The sequence below is a fragment of the Viridibacillus soli genome, assembly GCF_016612995.1.
Taxonomy (GTDB): domain Bacteria; phylum Bacillota; class Bacilli; order Bacillales_A; family Planococcaceae; genus Viridibacillus; species Viridibacillus soli.
Genome location: NZ_JAEOAH010000008.1, coordinates 103,562 through 120,703, shown reverse-complemented (window position 1 = coordinate 120,703; position 17,142 = coordinate 103,562). Strand labels below are relative to the sequence as shown.

Annotated in this window: 18 protein-coding genes and 1 pseudogene; 3 read left to right on the top strand and 16 right to left on the bottom strand. The window is 34.3% G+C overall.

Annotated features, from left to right (window positions below):
• Nucleotides 1-70: pseudogene (locus JFL43_RS23465) on the bottom strand (nucleoside triphosphate pyrophosphohydrolase); the annotation flags it as partial.
• Between the two features lie 156 nt (nt 71-226).
• Between JFL43_RS23465 and JFL43_RS09290 the strand changes: the two are divergent.
• Complete coding sequence (locus JFL43_RS09290; RefSeq protein WP_200748821.1) at nt 227-544, top strand: hypothetical protein; 318 nt, start codon at nt 227-229, stop codon at nt 542-544.
• A gap of 540 nt (nt 545-1,084) precedes the next feature.
• On the opposite strand, the gene JFL43_RS09285 is transcribed toward JFL43_RS09290, so the two are convergent.
• The 5 genes from JFL43_RS09285 to JFL43_RS09265 form a co-directional block, all read right to left on the bottom strand.
• On the bottom strand, nt 1,085-1,837 hold the full coding sequence (locus JFL43_RS09285; protein ID WP_200748820.1) for an iron ABC transporter ATP-binding protein: 753 nt from the start codon (nt 1,835-1,837) through the stop codon (nt 1,085-1,087).
• Entirely contained in the window at nt 1,834-2,898 is a 1,065-nt protein-coding gene (locus tag JFL43_RS09280; RefSeq protein ID WP_200748819.1) for an iron chelate uptake ABC transporter family permease subunit, read from the bottom strand. The genes JFL43_RS09285 and JFL43_RS09280 overlap by 4 nt, the downstream gene beginning before the upstream one ends.
• A complete protein-coding gene (locus JFL43_RS09275) occupies nt 2,895-3,911 on the bottom strand; it encodes an ABC transporter permease (RefSeq protein ID WP_200748818.1) in 1,017 nt (338 codons plus the stop codon). Before JFL43_RS09275 ends, JFL43_RS09280 begins: the two co-directional genes overlap by 4 nt.
• 19 nt (nt 3,912-3,930) lie before the next feature.
• Nucleotides 3,931-4,962: a siderophore ABC transporter substrate-binding protein gene (locus JFL43_RS09270; RefSeq protein ID WP_200748817.1), complete on the bottom strand. Its 1,032-nt coding sequence runs from the start codon at nt 4,960-4,962 to the stop codon at nt 3,931-3,933.
• Between the two features lie 413 nt (nt 4,963-5,375).
• Nucleotides 5,376-6,053 carry a response regulator transcription factor gene (locus JFL43_RS09265; protein WP_200748816.1) on the bottom strand — a complete coding sequence of 226 codons (678 nt, stop codon included), beginning with the start codon at nt 6,051-6,053 and terminating at the stop codon, nt 5,376-5,378.
• Between the two features lie 371 nt (nt 6,054-6,424).
• On the opposite strand from JFL43_RS09265, the gene JFL43_RS23460 reads away from it, so the two are divergent.
• Complete coding sequence (locus tag JFL43_RS23460) at nt 6,425-6,565, top strand: hypothetical protein (RefSeq protein ID WP_407701970.1); 141 nt, start codon at nt 6,425-6,427, stop codon at nt 6,563-6,565.
• 579 nt (nt 6,566-7,144) lie between these two features.
• Here the strand turns inward: JFL43_RS23460 and JFL43_RS09255 are convergent.
• Both JFL43_RS09255 and JFL43_RS09250 read right to left on the bottom strand, forming a co-directional pair.
• A complete protein-coding gene (locus JFL43_RS09255; protein WP_200748814.1) occupies nt 7,145-7,315 on the bottom strand; it encodes a hypothetical protein in 171 nt (56 codons plus the stop codon).
• A gap of 131 nt (nt 7,316-7,446) precedes the next feature.
• Nucleotides 7,447-7,890, bottom strand: a complete 444-nt coding sequence (locus tag JFL43_RS09250) for a hypothetical protein (RefSeq protein WP_200748813.1) — start codon at nt 7,888-7,890, stop codon at nt 7,447-7,449.
• A gap of 937 nt (nt 7,891-8,827) precedes the next feature.
• Between JFL43_RS09250 and JFL43_RS09245 the strand changes: the two genes are divergently transcribed.
• Nucleotides 8,828-9,475, top strand: a complete 648-nt coding sequence (locus JFL43_RS09245) for an alpha/beta hydrolase (protein WP_234447688.1) — start codon at nt 8,828-8,830, stop codon at nt 9,473-9,475.
• Between the two features lie 143 nt (nt 9,476-9,618).
• Here JFL43_RS09245 and JFL43_RS09240 read toward each other — a convergent pair whose 3' ends face one another.
• The 8 genes from JFL43_RS09240 to JFL43_RS09205 are packed head-to-tail and all read right to left on the bottom strand — an operon-like array spanning nt 9,619 to nt 17,142.
• Nucleotides 9,619-11,088: a class I adenylate-forming enzyme family protein gene (locus JFL43_RS09240; protein WP_200748812.1), complete on the bottom strand. Its 1,470-nt coding sequence runs from the start codon at nt 11,086-11,088 to the stop codon at nt 9,619-9,621.
• Between the two features lie 12 nt (nt 11,089-11,100).
• Nucleotides 11,101-11,841 carry a 3-oxoacyl-ACP reductase FabG gene (gene fabG, locus JFL43_RS09235; RefSeq protein ID WP_200748811.1) on the bottom strand — a complete coding sequence of 247 codons (741 nt, stop codon included), beginning with the start codon at nt 11,839-11,841 and terminating at the stop codon, nt 11,101-11,103.
• Nucleotides 11,842-11,854: 13 nt separating this feature from the next.
• Nucleotides 11,855-12,751, bottom strand: coding sequence for an intracellular short-chain-length polyhydroxyalkanoate depolymerase (gene phaZ / locus JFL43_RS09230; RefSeq protein ID WP_200748810.1), 897 nt, complete (start codon nt 12,749-12,751; stop codon nt 11,855-11,857).
• Complete coding sequence (locus JFL43_RS09225) at nt 12,748-13,773, bottom strand: 3-oxoacyl-ACP synthase (RefSeq protein ID WP_200748809.1); 1,026 nt, start codon at nt 13,771-13,773, stop codon at nt 12,748-12,750. The genes phaZ and JFL43_RS09225 overlap by 4 nt, the downstream gene beginning before the upstream one ends.
• Complete coding sequence (locus JFL43_RS09220; protein ID WP_200748808.1) at nt 13,770-14,801, bottom strand: branched-chain amino acid ABC transporter permease; 1,032 nt, start codon at nt 14,799-14,801, stop codon at nt 13,770-13,772. Before JFL43_RS09220 ends, JFL43_RS09225 begins: the two co-directional genes overlap by 4 nt.
• Before the next feature lie 3 nt (nt 14,802-14,804).
• Nucleotides 14,805-15,671 (bottom strand): branched-chain amino acid ABC transporter permease, encoded by an 867-nt coding sequence (locus JFL43_RS09215; protein WP_100796903.1) that lies wholly within the window; start codon nt 15,669-15,671, stop codon nt 14,805-14,807.
• Between the two features lie 12 nt (nt 15,672-15,683).
• Complete coding sequence (locus JFL43_RS09210; protein WP_100796902.1) at nt 15,684-16,391, bottom strand: ABC transporter ATP-binding protein; 708 nt, start codon at nt 16,389-16,391, stop codon at nt 15,684-15,686.
• Complete coding sequence (locus JFL43_RS09205; protein WP_200748807.1) at nt 16,369-17,142, bottom strand: ABC transporter ATP-binding protein; 774 nt, start codon at nt 17,140-17,142, stop codon at nt 16,369-16,371. The genes JFL43_RS09210 and JFL43_RS09205 overlap by 23 nt, the downstream gene beginning before the upstream one ends.

The window sequence follows — 17,142 nt, the reverse complement described above, 5'->3', positions numbered from 1 at the left end:
TTAAGTGTTCTGTAAGATCTAGGGTGCGTGTAGTGAATTTGCTGCCTGAGTTTTCAATGACTTGTGGTATTAGGTCGCGTACTAGTTTGTTGTAAACTCATAGCCTTCTTTTATGTACCCAAGTTTCTGCTCTTTGTGTACTTAAATAATAGTTTCATTAAAGTCTAATTCCAAACAGCATACTGCCATATATTATTGATAGGTTACTCTATTAGGAGGTGAGTATATGCAACTTTTTTCACCAGTTCCTGGAAGATCCTTTCCCCCAAGAAATAGACAAGTATTTGGCCCTCCTTATCAGGGACAACAGTTTGGCTCTCATTATCAAGGACAACGATTTGGAGCACCTTACCAAGGACGACAGTTTGGCCAAACTTACGACAATAGATGGAACCCATCTTTCATATCCCCTAACAATTCATCTCCAGGTATTTTAGGAAACCTGCTGAACCATCTAAACACACTTATGGGTCACGCCGGTACCATAAAGAATGGATATAATATGATGAGACAATTAGGATCTTTTATGAGTTTGTTTAGATAGTGAAAAGCCGATGTTCTCTTATATATGGGACATCGGCTTTTTCTAATAATGCTCCTAACAATACAGCCCACATCATATCAACTCGTCCAATACTATTAGAATACTCCTCGAACCCCTGAAATCTTCCTCTTCTGCTAATACATTAACGTTCTTCCTGAAAAAAATCCTATTTATCAGAAAAATTACACATTATAAACATTTTCCTTATTAAACTAAACTGCCCCGTTAGTTCAATAAAGAAAAAAGAGCTGCATATGCAACTCAATGAACTTCAAGTAAAGCCCCCGTTAGTTTAAGTTTGACTCTTTACAAATTATTGAAATTCATAATAAGTAGTTAATTATCTTATCTATTAATTAACAAATATCAGGGGTATTCCAATGAGTTTATTTGCAGCTCTTTCCCTTGCTATGGTTGTGCATTACCTACAACAAGCCAATCTCGCACGATGAAACAAATCTAAAAGACTACGAAACAGGGAAGAAGTAAAACGAGAAATTAAGAGCTATATGACATACTTCAATCTTTAAAATTTTTTAACTAATAAATAGCTATTGGCCCATAAGGACCATCAATAATTTCTATTTTCGTTTCAAAAATATTTGTCAAAACTTCCGAATCCATAACCTCTTCTACTGTTCCAAAAGCGGCAATTTGTCCATCTTTCATAGCACAAATTCTATCAGAATATTTGGCTGCAAAATTTATATCATGCATAACAGTCAGAATTGTTCTTCCAAATTCATTAGCCGCACGTCTCAAATGCTCCATCATTTGAACAGAACGAGCAACATCAAGGTTGTTTAGAGGCTCGTCCAAAAGTACATATTCAGTCTCTTGGCACAAAACCATCGCTACATATGCCCTTTGTCTTTGACCACCAGAAAGCTCATCTAAATATCTATTCTCTAAATCAGTTAAGTCTAAAAAATCAATATATTTAGAAATAATAACCTCATCCTCTAATGTTAATCTTCCCTTTGAATAAGGAAAACGTCCAAATCCAACTAGTTGTCTAATAGTTAGCCTAGTTACAAAATGATTTTCTTGGCGCAATATAGTCAAAATTTTTGATAAGTCTTTTGATTTGGATTCAGAAACATCCATATTCGCAACCTGAATTTGACCTTCTTCCATATCCAAGAGTCTTCCAATCATCAAAAGTGTCGTAGACTTTCCAGCGCCATTTGGCCCAATTAAAGAAGTAAAACCCGCTTTTGGTATTTCAATATCCAAAGGTCCTATTTCTACCTTATCAGTATAGAACTTTTTAACATTATCAATTTTTATCATAAAGCCCTCTTCCTTAAAACTACAGTTAAAAATATTATTCCACCAAATAATTCGATAATAACTGAAACTACACCTTGAGCATGGAATACATGATACATCAAAAAGTATGCACTCGTTATTATCAAAAATCCTATAGCAAGAGCCATTGGAAAAATATATCTATGATCATAAGTTGACGCCGCCTGATAGCTCAAAGTTGCTACTAAAAAGCCATAGAAAGTAAGTGGTCCAATCAAAGCTGTTGAAATTGACATCAAAATAGCAACTAATACAAGCGTATAAATTACATTAAATTGATATTTAACTCCAAAAGAAGTAGAAACATCCTTTCCTAGTGACACTATATTTAGATTCTTAGAATGAGCAAGAAGTAATAATGCTACAATTATTACCATAGGAATTACAATAGGAAAATATGCAGAATCTGCATTATTAACAGAACCAAACAATCTTGCCTGTAAAATATCAAATTCCGAAGGCGCAAGTAGTCTTCTCATGAAAGTTGACACAGAATTTAGCCCAGTGCCAATAATAATTCCAACTAAAAGCATCAGTTGTAAATTCCCGTATTTACCAGAAAGTAACCATCCATAAAGTATCAAACTCATCAAGACCATAACAACAACTTGAAATAAAAATGATCCAATCCCACTAAAATTTATCAATGCACTAGCACCAAAGAAAAATATTGTACTAGTATGAATTGTTGAGTAAAGTGATTCGAAACCTAGAAGCGAAGGAGTTATAATCCTATTATTCGTAATCGATTGGAAAGCAACAGTCGACAAGCTCTGACAAACTGCAGCAATAATCATTGCAACAAGAGCTACTATCCTTCTCTTAACAACGGGGATAAAAGAAGGGGAATCTATCGGAATTGGATTGTTATAAACTAAAAGTCCATATGAAGAAAGGATGCCCAAAGCAATCAATGTTATCAGCAAAATCCAATAACGCCTTTCTTCCTTCTTAGAACGAAAAGCCCTAGCTGATCTATTTTCATTATGAAGGCTAGAATCGATTTCGACATTTTCTCTATTTCTATATTCCAATGTGCTCATCGTAGCCTCCTTGGTTTTCTTTGTTTCAATAAGATAGTAATAAACACGACTGCCCCCACTGTTCCAAGTATTAAAGAAACAGGTACTTCAAAAGGCATTATAATTGTTCGAGAAATTATGTCACAGGCAGTTATAGTCCCCATTCCTATCACACATACCCAAGGTAAATTACTCCTAAGATCATCGCCTCTATACATTGAAACAATGTTTGGGACAATTAAACCCAGGAAAGGTAAGTTTCCAATAACAGCTGCAACAATTCCAACTGCAATAGAAATAAGGGCGGTCCCCAAAAGAACAATCCTATTGTAATTAACTCCAAGGCTTGTTGCTATATCTTCTCCTAATCCAGCTAAAGTCAATCTATTAGCATACATAAAAATAAGCAAAGTAACGATAACAATTAGCCATAAATATTCATATCTCCCCACTTGAACAGACGCAAAAGAACCTACAAACCAAGTTTCAATACTTTGCGTCATTTGAAAAAGGAGTCCCATAAAAGTGGATACTGCAGAAATGACTGCTCCAAGCATCAATCCAATAATCGGAACAATTAAAGACGAACGAAGTTTAACTCTTCGTAAAAATAAAAAGAAAATCATAGTTCCTATAAAAGAAAAAATGATTGCACCAGTCATTCTTAGAACTAAAGTCGGCGCAGGAAATAATAAATAAACAAGAAGCAGCCCTAAACCTGACCATTCAATAGTCCCTGTTGTAGTAGGTTCAACAAAACGATTCTGTGTAATCAGTTGCATTACGAGTCCTGCCATTGACATTGCAGCTCCAGTAAGCATTAATGCAACTGTTCTCGGAACACGAGTTATGAAAAACATCTCCATTCCATCCTCTTGTCCACGTATATCATAAACTCCAGTAAACAGAGATATAATGCCTAAAATAATAACAACTATAATCGCTAATTTAAAAGGTTTTGTCCATATCTTATTGTAGTTATAAAACTGGGGTTGAGAAAAATTCTCAACCCTAGAAATTATATTTTTTGGCACTATTTCAAACTCCTTCACACTACTTAGCTAAAGTATTTGCAAGATTTTCAAATAACTCTATATAAGTCTGAATTGATTCATTCGTGTAAGTATCTGCTGGTGCATAAATAATATGTTTTTTAGAAACAGCAGTTGTTTTTTGAAGAGCAGGTGAGTTAGCAATAACATCCTGAGCAGGAACTGAATCCTCTTCACCAGATATTGCAGCATCACGATCTAATACGAAAAGCCAATCAGGATTGCTTTGTGCAATAGCTTCAACAGAAACTTCATCACCTTTATGACCTGAAGTAGAATCGGCAATTTCTAATGCTGGAACCCAACCGAAAATTTCATACATTGGTCCCCAAACACGTCCAGAATGAGGAGCTGAAAAACCAATATCCCCACCACCAACGATAACACTCATAACTTTATCTGTTCCATTATAAGCAGATTTAGCATTTTCGATAACTTTATCAAAATCAGCTACCACTTGCTTAGCTTCTTCATTTTTATCAAAAATTTGTCCTAAAGCAATTGTAGAATTTTTAACTCCATTTACTAAGTTTTCCCCAGGCGTAGCAGCTTCCTCAGAAACATCAACATTAAGATCAATAACAGCTGCATTTGGCACTAATTTTTTGATATCTTCGTAATAGTTAGCAAATCTTTGACCGACGATTACAAGATCAGGGTTTGCAGCTGCTATAATTTCAAGATTTGGTTCGCGGTGATTTCCAACATTTTGTACAGAATCATCCTTTACATATGGTGAATCTGCAGGCATTACATCCTTTGGAACAGCTACTAAGTCAATGTTCCAATCAGCTAAAGTTTCAAAAGTTCTATTATCCAAAGCAACTACATTCTTTGGGTTTACAGGAACAGTAACAGTTCCATGGGCATCAGTGATTTCAACCGTCGTAGGCTTAGCAACCTCTTTACTTCCATTATCTTCATTAGACTTTGACTCTTGATTAGTTTGATTACTTGAATCTGAGCAAGCTACTAACATCAAAGTCAAAACTGCAATAATACCAACAAGTTTTAAAAACATAGATTTCTTCATACGTATACTCCTTATGATGTAATTTATTTTGAAAATGATGAAGTCTCTATAGATTGAATTGGATAGTAATTGCTACCCTATTCAGTCGATATTGATAATCATTTTCACTTGGACGTCCTGTGAAATAGTATAGTCATTAATTATGTGAAAATCTTGTGAAGGATGTAAATTAATAAATAAAGTTGCTTTTTGCATCAAGCATAGATTGGATACAAAAAAGTAATACGTGAAGTATTCTTTTGATGGTTTCCGTCTCTTCAATATCTTTCAGAAACTGTTGAGATATCGGATTTTATAGAACAAAAAAAACCGAGAAAAACTGGATAAAACTGTTTATACTCGTGTTTTTTCAATTATGTTTGATATTGATTACTGTGACAAACTGTACTTTACTTTACCTATTATTATTTTTACTATTTAATCATTGAATAGCCCCTGCCATGGATTGTTTGAATATATCGGTCTTTCTTCTCGCACTTTAGCTTTTTTCTTAAATACCCAATATATAAATCCACTACATTTGGATTGACGGCTACGTCATATCCCCAAACCTGATTCAAAAGCATTTCACGGCTCAATATTTTATTTTTATTCTTGATTAAAAATAAAAGTAAGTCATACTCGCGCTTAGTAAGCGGGAGATTTTCCCCACCTTTTGTCACAATATTGCGGGATGCATCAACGAAGAGATCTTTAAACCGAAAGAAATTAGTCTCGTTTGGCTGGATACCGTCCCCTCTTCTTAAAATAACTTTTATCCTTGCTACTAATTCTTCTTTCTCAAATGGTTTTCTTATATAATCATCTGCTCCTGCTTGTAATCCTACTATGCAATCCTTGCTGGACACATTGTCGGTAACAATGATTATCGGTGTCGTTTTAACAGCCCGTATTTGTCTGCAAATTTCCGGTCCAGATATACTTAACGAATCCCAATCCAATACGATAATATCCCAATCTTGCTCATATACTATATTTAAACCTTTATTTTCATTGTGAAGTGTTAAAATGAAATAGCCTTCTTGCTTTAGGCCGCTTACGATTTTCTTTGCTAAAGACCGTTCATTCTTAATTACCAACACCTGCTTCACCTATGGTTCACCTCTACTTCATTACATAAAAGAATTTATCACAAAAAAGAATATCGGATTTATTAATTTTAAATTTCTAAAAAAACTATTATAACAATTTATCAGGATAGATCTGTACAAATTTACAATAAATATGTATAAAATACTAAACTTCGGAATGAAACCGAAGAATACTTCAGTTATTTCGCCAAAATATTGGCGAAACTGTTGACAGAAATTTATTATTCTTTCAACTACAAGAATTGCTACATTATGCTTATGAAAGTTTAGAAAGAATTGATGTTACCGCAACAAGCAATGGCATTGAACAAAGCATAGAATACATGAAGAATCACTTTAATTAGAAAATTAGCAGAAATACTCTAGCTCAGATGGCAAATTTGACTCCAAATTCGTATTGTAGAAGCTTTAAGAGAGCTATAGGTGTTTCTCCTACAGAGTACTTAAACCAAATTCGTAGACATCATACAAAGGAAATGCTTGGACCATTAAAGATGTGGCTACTTCAATAAGTTATGATAGTGAATTTTGCAAAGGAGATACTATCAACATTAGGGTAATTATTATAATCAACTGTAGGCTTATATCTAGGATTCCCCTAAGGATTAACGTTCTAGATTAAAATTAAAAATTCAACATCATTTAAGAAGCTTATAATTAATACAAACTCATTAAGTTTTTAAATGCAAAAATACACTTTTAAAATTAAAAAACCCGCCGTTTTGAGTATCGCTTAATCAAAATGAGTGGGTTTGTTTTAGTATAAATATATTTTAATTTAAATCACTTTAAATATCGTACTTTAAACATATATTGATCATATAGTTTACCACTCTCAAACTGGATTATTGACTTTAGAGTTGACTCTAGTATTCCAATTTCCAATGAGACCTCTATTTCCGAAGTTTTCCCTACTGCTTGAATTGTACGTTTATATTTTTCTAATTCTAAATTTCTTTCATTAAGTTCTTTAGACACTTTTAGTGAATTTCCTTCATGCTCAAATAGTCGTTCTAAATTAATATTATTTAGTTATCTTCATACTTGTTAATTGTTCCTTTTCTCATTTTGTCGGCTCTATCTGCTTGAATTTACAATGGTCCGAAACCAAACTTTGAACGCCAAGTTGTAAATGTTATCACTGAAACACCTAGTAATTTAGCACCATCCCACTTCTCCAACCCTTTTCCTACACAAACTTCATACATAACTTCCTTTAAAGGTTTCCCGAATTTCTCTTCTACCATGGTTTTGTAATCCAAAACACCCCACTCCTTAATCATCCGTCATTTCAATAAAACTTTTTTGATTCAAAGTACAATATAATAGTTTATTTTCATTACTTTTTCTTAATTTATTAGCTTCTTCCTTAATTATATTAATTTTTTTTGATCTATTTTTTTAGTGATCCTATTTCATTTTCCACGATTGCTGGAGCATCTTTTCCTAAGTTAGGAAATTTCTTATTTAAATATTCATATAAAGCTATTTTTTCGTTATTAGATGGAACCTTAGGTGCTAGAGGCAATTCAAATGGTGATTTGTTATTTGCCAATTCTTGAGATCTATTATAAATAAACTGAAATGCATTTTGTAGCACCTTACTTTGCCTCTTATCAGTCAACTCATATACACCTTCTGAGTCCAGAGTAATCCGGTCAAATTCAAGCATTACTAGTTTATCTGGTCTTCTATTTTTTATTTTGTAATACAACATGACCTTTAATACATCTTGCTCTGAAAGCTCTTTTATTTCTTTAAATTTCCCATTTTTAGGATTAGGAACTTTATAAATTTTATTTTCTGTAGAAATATATAACCATTTTACACCACTCATATTCAATCTCCCTAAAACATTTAGAACATTCGTTCTTTTAAGAGTTATAAGCGAACAGATGTTAAAAGTTCAAATTTTAAATAGCTCTATTTGTCTTTTAACTATACAAAACTATGAAATAAGTTTTGATTTAAAGTATCCTGCGAACATTTATATTATATACAGAAGAAATCTCACACATTGACATACACTTTAGTTAAAAAAACTAAAATTTAGCCTTCGCAAAATCAATGTTTTTGGAAAAAAATCCACGAGGATTATTACCTCATGGATTTTCTACTTACGTGAAGTTGAATTAATCAAACTCTTCTAATTTATTTGCGATTTTCATTTTCTCAGATTGGGTACCACCACCTGCAAGCATCTGGATCTAAGTAATAGATTCTTCCATTATTAGCTGCATTTTTCTTAACGACATCATTTTCAATAAGTGTCTTTATACGGTTTCAGTTTCAGAGGCTATTTTATTTGAATCTCTATGAAGAAGTATAGCCATATCTTCTGTGAAAATCCTGTGAATAGTGCTTTTGAGAATATAATGAAGAAGCATGAGAAAATAACTGGAATAACGATAACTACTCTTCCGCTATTTATAAATAATTTTAAACTTACATTTTAAAATAATAATATATAATTAAGCAAAAATTTATTCTCAAAAGTTACTATTTAAATGTGCATGTGGGAGTAACTTTGAAAAAACATTTAAGAAATATAAAATCAATAACCAACGTAAATGTGACGTGTGCCAACCGCCAAAAGTGGCACGATAATGTATGACGAAAAAACGAAGTGCCGATTTCTATTAAAGAGAAGTTGGTACTTCGTTTATTTTATTGTGGGAGATGATTATAAAGAAGACCACGTTATGGTAAGAATATCCCTTTATAAAATATCGGTAAATTATGTTATAAAATCACAAACACATTCGGAGGGGAAAATGGTGGAAGTAAATAAAAAGAATATACAAACGAATGGTAAAGAAATTAACTATACACATATTGAAATGGGCTCCAAAATAATTTGCTTTATGTTCTCAGGTTCAAGTTACAATTACGATAAGCCCTTATTTTATTATGCAACTATGGCAATGCTTCAAAACAAAATTGATGTTGTTCATATCCATTACTCTTATGGAGAACATTTTTTGAAAACAACTCTCGATGAAATATCCAAAACAATGGTGGATGATATTAACCCAGTCATTTTGGATGTTCTTAAGAATGGTAAATACACTGAAACCATTTTTTTAGGTAAATCACTTGGAACAATTCCAATTGCTAATGACCTAATGAAAAGAAATGAATTTTCAAAGTCGAAAATGATTTTATTCACTCCATTGTTAAAGTTCGATTCGATTTTTGATTCAATCTTGAATAGCGAACATCAGGGGCTTTTAGTCATCGGAGACAAAGACCCTCATTTCAGTTCAAATCAAATTGAACAATTAAGTAACTCAAATTTAAAAATAGAGATTGTCCAAAATGCAAATCATTCCTTGGATATTGAAGAATTTGATACAACAAATTCAATATTAGCTTTATCAAGGGTAGTGGAAAAACTTCAGGAAGCATTAAAGACAATTTAGCTAGATAATGGGATTATTAAAAGATACCCAATTTAGGTGCTAATTTAATCGCTAAAATAAATGTAAAAGAGGTGCTAATTGCACCTCTTTTTTAATGGTTATTTACACCTCAAATTCGAATCCGTTAATTATCTACAGGCCGTTTACATTTTGATCGTTTGAAGTTTCTTTTTATCAATTTTCCCTACATGTGTTTTTGGTAGTTCAGGGATAAAATAAATATACCGAGGGATTTTATAACTACCTAGATGACTTCTACAAAGGTCTTGAATTTCTTTAACATTATTAAATGCATCATCAGATACGATAAAAGCCGTAACGATTTCACCCCAGTGACGATCAGCAATTCCTATTACTGCGACCTCTTTCACTTTTGGATGAGTGATAATACATTGTTCCACCTCTTGAGGATAGACATTTTCACCCCCTGAAATAATGATTTCTTTTACTCGTCCTACGATATAAATATCCCCATCCTGATCCATCTTCGCTAAATCACCAGTACGTAGCCAACCATTGATAATCGTTTTAGCCGTCTCTTGTGGATTATTCCAATATTCGCTGAACAAATGCTTTCCTTTAATATATAGTTCCCCTACTTCATCACGTTGACATTCTCGACCATTCGAAGCTTGAATTTTAACTTCATTAAATTGCATACACTTGCCAACAGATCCTAGTTTTTTTGCGGCATCCTCTGGTTGGATAACGAAATTATTGGGCCCAGCTTCGGTCAATCCATAACCTTCTTTAAATGGTAATCCTTTTTGTAAGAAGGTTTCATGCACAGTAATAGGGCATGGCGCACCACCTGATAAAAAAACTTTTATAGTAGGGAAAGTTGTTCTCTTGAATTCTTCTGTATCAATCATAGATTGATACATTGTAGGGACGAACAACGAAATTGTTGTATGATAAATATTCAAGGCTCGAATTGCTTCTTGGGGATTGAATTTACTTCCGATTACAACGGTACCTCCAGCCATTAATATTGGAATTGATAATGCATTCAGCCCTCCCGTATGAAAAAGAGGCATATAGTTTAATGTGCAGTCATCACTACTAATATTCCAGCTAATAATTGTATTGAAGGCATTCCAATTTACAGCATTATAGGATAAGACAACACCCTTTGGCTTTCCGGTTGTCCCCCCCGTGTAGATTATTAACCAAGGATCTTTTGAATTCCAATTATTTGTTGGTAATTCGTAATGCCCTACTAAATGCTCAGTTGTAATTGGATACGCCTTCATATGCTGTTTATTTGCAGTTAGCTTCATAAATTGATGCTCGTATAATAATAATGTTGGTGTACAATCGTCAAGAATATAGTCCAGTTCTGTATGGCTTAGTCTCCAGTTTAATGGGACATAGACATAACCACCTATGGCACTTGCAAAAAGAATGGCAAATAGGTCTATTCTATTTTCCGCAATCACGGCAACCCGATCCCCTTTTTGTAAGCCACAGTTTTTTAGAAACATTGCCCACTTTTTCACTTCATCGGCTAATTGTTTATAGGACCAACTCCTGGAGGTAGCAATATCGATCAATGCTGTTTTTTTGGGAGTAATGGCAGCTCTTTTTAAAATCCATGATTGCTCACTATACATGATTCCTCTCCCTTACATCATAATTCCACCATCGACCTGTAATACGTGGCCTGTAATATAGCTTGCTTCATCTGAAGCCAAAAATAGGTAAGCATTGGCGATATCTTCTGGAGCCGCTAATCGTTGTAAGGAAACAATGGATTCCATTTTCTCTAATACTTTTTCAGGCATTTTTTCGACCATTGGTGTTCTAGTAAAACCTGGCGCAACTGCATTTACATTAATTCCTTTTTTGCCTAGTTCTTTCGCCCAAGTTTTGGTCATTCCAATAACCGCTGCTTTTGTGGCAGCATAATTTGTTTGACCAACATTACCATAGACACCGCTGACAGAAGATGTATTAATAATTTTCCCATAACCTTGTGCTACCATGGACGGGATAACTGCTTGGGTACAATTGAAAACTCCTTTTAAATTAACATCGATTACTTGATCAAATTGTTCTTCCGTCATTTTCGAAAACATTGCATCACTTGTAATACCTGCATTATTTACTAAAATATCAATCTTATTATATTTGTTAATCACCTTTGCAACTACATCGTTGACAATCTCTCGTTTGGTTACATTAATAGAATAAAAATCCACTTCATAACCAGCTCCAATGAATTTCTGTTCAATTTTATTCCCTGCTTCTTCGTTATAATCCGCAATAATAACTATTGCCCCTTCTTCTGCGAATCGTTTTACTGCTGCTAAACCAATTCCGCTCGCTCCACCAGTAATCATTGCAACCTTATTTTGTAACCGCATCCAAACCCCTCCGTTATATAAATTGTTCAATTTGCTTAACTAATTGCGGTAAATCATCTATTAAAGGTGAATGGCCACAGTCGCTTAGTTTCACCACATTTGCGCGTCCTTCAAAATCCTCTATAATCTCTTTTGTCATACTTTCAGGTACTACATAATCACGATCACCATAAATAATTAGTGTCGGTATTTGGATTTTCGCTACTTCGTTTTGTCCGTTACTTACTTCGTTCTTTGTCGTACTAATATTGAATGTATTTAACACATGATAAACATCTGCAAGATTACGCTGTGTAAGCATGTCGTCTATATAGGCTTCATACTGCAATTCTGATGGTTGCTTGTTTGTATAAATAAGGGCATTCCAGACTGCTTTTAATCCTTCACGATTCCCAGTATCATATAAATTTTGCATAGGTATAGTTTTTACTGAATCATTTTCTACTTCGTCTATTGTAAGTAACCTCTTTAACAGATTTGGTGTACCATCTAGGTTCGACGCATAAAATGCATAGCCTCTTGTTGAAGCGGAAGCTAGTAGGATTAATTTACGACATAAACCTTGATAGTCTGAGCAAAATTGCATGACAACAGCACCCCCAGTAGACCATCCTACTAAAGTAAAATCCTTTAACCCAAGAGCATCTACCCATAGCTTTAAATCTTCGCTAAAGTCACGAATATGTGACACTTGTTTATGATAAGATGATTGACCGAATCCTCTTAAATCTGGTGATAGAATTGTAAATCGTCCATCAAGTTCTTCCATCAGTACATCCCAATGTTTTGAAGATGTCATGTTGCCATGAACAAGAATTAGTAGCTCCTCTCCACCTGCTTTTTCACGATAAGCAATCGTCTCTCCGTTAGATATCTGCACCTTTTTTAATATTTCTTGTTGTAATGTCATACGATCTCCTCCTCATGTGTTCCCCATCGAATGGTTACTGCTCCCCATGCATAACCAATTCCTGCGCTAACAAGCGTAATAATGTCACCGTCTTTTATTTTGCCTTTTTCTAAAGCTAACTCTAACGATAAAATTTGATCAATTTGACCAATATGACCGTAATTTGATAAATAAATTGACTTTGATTCAGTTAACCCTAGTGAATGCAGTACATAATCATGTGCTGATTTTTTCATATGAAGCATGGCAATATAAGCTAATTGAGTTTCGTCATATCCACTCTTCGATAGAGATTGGCGAATTACCTTTAAAAAGTTACTTAATGATTTTTGCTCTAGCCGTGTCTTCATGCCTTCAGGGTCTAAAACATCTAATTTATATGCGCCTGATTGTAGTAATTCTGGTGTTAATGGCTTTTTTGTTCCACCAACTGGTACAACAACATCTTCTGAAAAAGATCCATCCGTTATTAAATCACTTTCAAGCACGATATTTTCCTTCACATCTTTTTGTAAAATCATAGCTCCACCGCCAGCGCCTAAATTATTCATGAATCTTGTTCGTTCATTTGTATAATCGATAAAATCATGATTTCTATACCCTCCTGCAAGTAAGACCGTATGAATATTGTCATCTGCTAGCATTAAACTTTTTGCAACTTTCATTGCCATTATCGTCGTTCCACAGCGAAGCTGCACGTCGAAAGCCCATGCATTTAAAGCACCTATTTCCTCTTGGATCTTAATAGCTGCTGTCCACAATGGATATTCCTTATGCTCCTCACCGATATAAATAATGACATCAATATCTCGTGGGGATAGATTTGTCTTTTCTAAGGCTCTTTTAGAAGCCCATACTGCCATTTGTACTGTATGATCTTCAGGTCCTGCAATCGCCTTTTCAATAATCCCTAATTTTGTTTTGACAATATTAACTGGGATGTTTGCTTGTAGGCTAATCTCTTCACATGTCATGCGTTTTTTAGGTAAATAGATTCCTGTACTCACAATCCCTATATTCATTCTAATCGCTCCTTATCCTTCACCAATGGCACTGATTGTTTCGGCTGTTGGGGTCTGGATTTCTTCGATTTCCAAGTCAAATATTTCACGTATACTGTACCGACAATACCTTTTGGGAAGAAGATGACTACTAGAATATAGAGCATTCCGAAGAAGATAATCCACCGTTCAAAAATCGGATAATCATTAGCTAATCCTGATAGATAATGTTGAGCAATTTCAATTACGAAACTTCCAACAATTGGACCTACAAGTGTGCCGACACCCCCGATAATCGTCATTAACAGTGCATCTAATGTAATATCCATTGACATAACGCTTGTATTGACGAAACGAAGAGATATGGCATAAAGTGACCCTGACAAACTGGCAACAACACCTGCTACAATTGAAGCAATCACCTTGTAGTGCAATGTTCTAAATCCTAATGATCGTGTTCGTTGTTCGTTTTCACGAACTGCAATTAGTACTTTTCCTAATGGCGAAGTTACAAATCGTCTAAGTACAAGGAATGCGACAACAAGACAGACTAAGACGAAGAAATAAAAGAAAACGCGATCTCTGAAGAGATCCGGAGCTCTGAAAGTAAAACCGTCATTACCTTTTGTAACAGTACGCCATTTCTCGGCAACAACTAAAAACAAACCTGAAATAGCCAATGTCAACATGGCAAAGAAATGGCTCTTTAAACGAAGTGTCAGTAACCCTACTAAGAAACTAACAAAACCAGTAAAAATCATACCTACTATAATGGAGATGAGGAAAATCATCATCGTATTGTCATACATACTAAGTAAAATGGCTGTTGTATAAGCGCCTATTCCAAAAAACATAGCGTGGCCAAATGACACAATTCCGGTATAACCAAGTAAAATATCATAACTCATGGCTAATATACTGAAGATAAATACTTGGGTCATTAGTATCGTTAACGTTCTAGAATCTGCAACATAGGGAAAGAAAATGAGTGCTATTATAATGATTAAGAAGATCACATTTTTAAGAGAATAATATTTTTCCTGTCCCATTTTCTAGCCCTCCTTTGCATTCGTGAATAAGCCTTGTGGACGGAAGATTAATACAATAGCCATCAAAATCATATTAACCGCTAATGATAGATATGGAACATAGTACGCCATAAAACTACCGGCAAGTCCCACTAGAATTGCTGCCATTAATGAACCAGAGAAACTTCCCATTCCTCCTATTACGACTACTATAAATCCTAAAATGGCATATTCCATTCCCATCTCTGCGTAAATCACGCCCGAATAAGGAGCCATAAGCATCCCGCCAAATGCCGCCATTGCTGACCCTGTCATGAAAACAAATAAAAAAACACGTTTAATGTTAATCCCTAATACTTGCACCATTTCTTTATCCATCACACCAGCACGAACGATTAAACCAATTTTTGTCTTCTTCAATACATATTGGAATATTCCGAAAATAACAAAACCAATAAAGATAATAAAAATACGATATTTAATCAAAATGACTTCGCCAAATTCCCAGCTACCTGCTAAATAAGAAGGTACTTCTACTGGAATGCCATTAGGTCCAAAAACAACCTTGATAAGTTCTGATAGTACAAGCATAAAACCAAGTGTTATTAAGATTTGTTGTACATGATTGCCATATACTGGTGTAATGATTAATTTCTCAGTGACCCATCCTAAGACAAACCCTGTTACAATCGCACCTAGTATTCCGACTATAAAACTTCCCGACCATGTATAAGCGAAGATGCCAGAATAAGCGCCCCAAACAAAGAGTCCTCCATGCGCAAAGTTTAAGACGTCCATTAAACCAAAAATAAGTGTCAATCCTGATGCTAATAAAAAGATCAGCATACCTGTGGCTAGACCATTTATAAATAAATTAATAAATAAATCCATATTAAATCCCTCCTAACCAATGCCTAAATATTTCCGTTTCAATTCCTCATCTCCAATCAATTCAGCCATAGACCCTGAATGAACGGTTTTACCATCATCAATTAATGTATAGGTATCACCAATACGACTGGCCATAATAAAATTTTGTTCAACTAGAATAATCGTTGTTTTCTTTTTCATTTCTGTAATAGCTTCCATTACTTTTTCTACAACGATTGGAGCTAATCCCTTTGAGGGCTCATCTATCAATAAGAGTTTACTGTCATTTACAAATGCTCTTGCCATTGAAAGCATTTGCTTTTGCCCCCCAGATAAATGGCCTCCAGCCTTTTTCCAAAACTTTTTCAAATCAGGAAATAACTCAAGTATATATGCTTGTTTTTCACATACTTCATCTGTCTCTTTACGAATAGCAACTTTCATATTCTCTTCCACCGTTAAACCCTTAAAAATCCCTTGATCTTCTGGAACATAACCAATACCTAAATTTGCAATATCATAAGTCTTTCTTTTTGTAATTTCTTGCCCTTCAAACATCACTTTTCCGTGAGAAGCAGGTGTCAAACCGATAATGGTTTTTAAAGTAGTCGTTTTACCCGCACCATTTCTACCTAGTAATACTGATACTTCCCCTTCTATTGCTTCAAATTGAATTCCTTGTAAAATATGATATTGTCCGATATGTGTTTGCAGCTGATCAAGTTTTAATAAGCTGTTCATCATATAGCCCTCCTAAATACGCGTTTTGTACTGTTTCATTGTCCATAATTTCTGAAGGCGTTCCATCTGCTAAAAGCTTTCCATTAAAGAGCACCATGATAGAATCTGAAAGATCTAAAATCATATCCATCTTATGCTCAATTAGAAGAATGGTTTTATCTCCTTGTTCTTTAATTGAACGTATCACCTCTAAAATAGTAGGTACTTCTTCCAAAGACATACCCGCAGTTGGTTCATCCAATAGTAATATTTCCGTATTTAATGCTAGTAACATCGCAATTTCTAGTTTTCGCTTTTCACCATGAGACAGTTGACTTGCAACTGCATTAACCTTGTTACCCAGCAGTACTTGCTCTAATTTTTCTACTGCTTCATTGGTAATCGCTTTATATTGTAAATAGTGTTTGATAAAGTTAAATCGAACCTTTTCACGAGATTGCACTGCAAGCCTAACATTCTCCAAGACTGTTAGATTTGGAAATACATTTGTAATTTGAAAAGAACGACCAAGTCCTTTTCGCGTACGTTCGATAGATGAATCACTTGCTAATGATTTCCCTCTTAAAAAAATTTCTCCTTCTGTTGGCTTCAATTCACCACTTAGCAAGTTGAAAAAAGTAGTTTTTCCTGCACCATTTGGACCAATAATAGATTTGAAATGCTTTGCTTGCATTTTAAAATTTACCCCATCAACTGCACGATGTCCCCCAAATTGAATACTTAAATTTTCTGTCCGAATGATAGGTTCCAT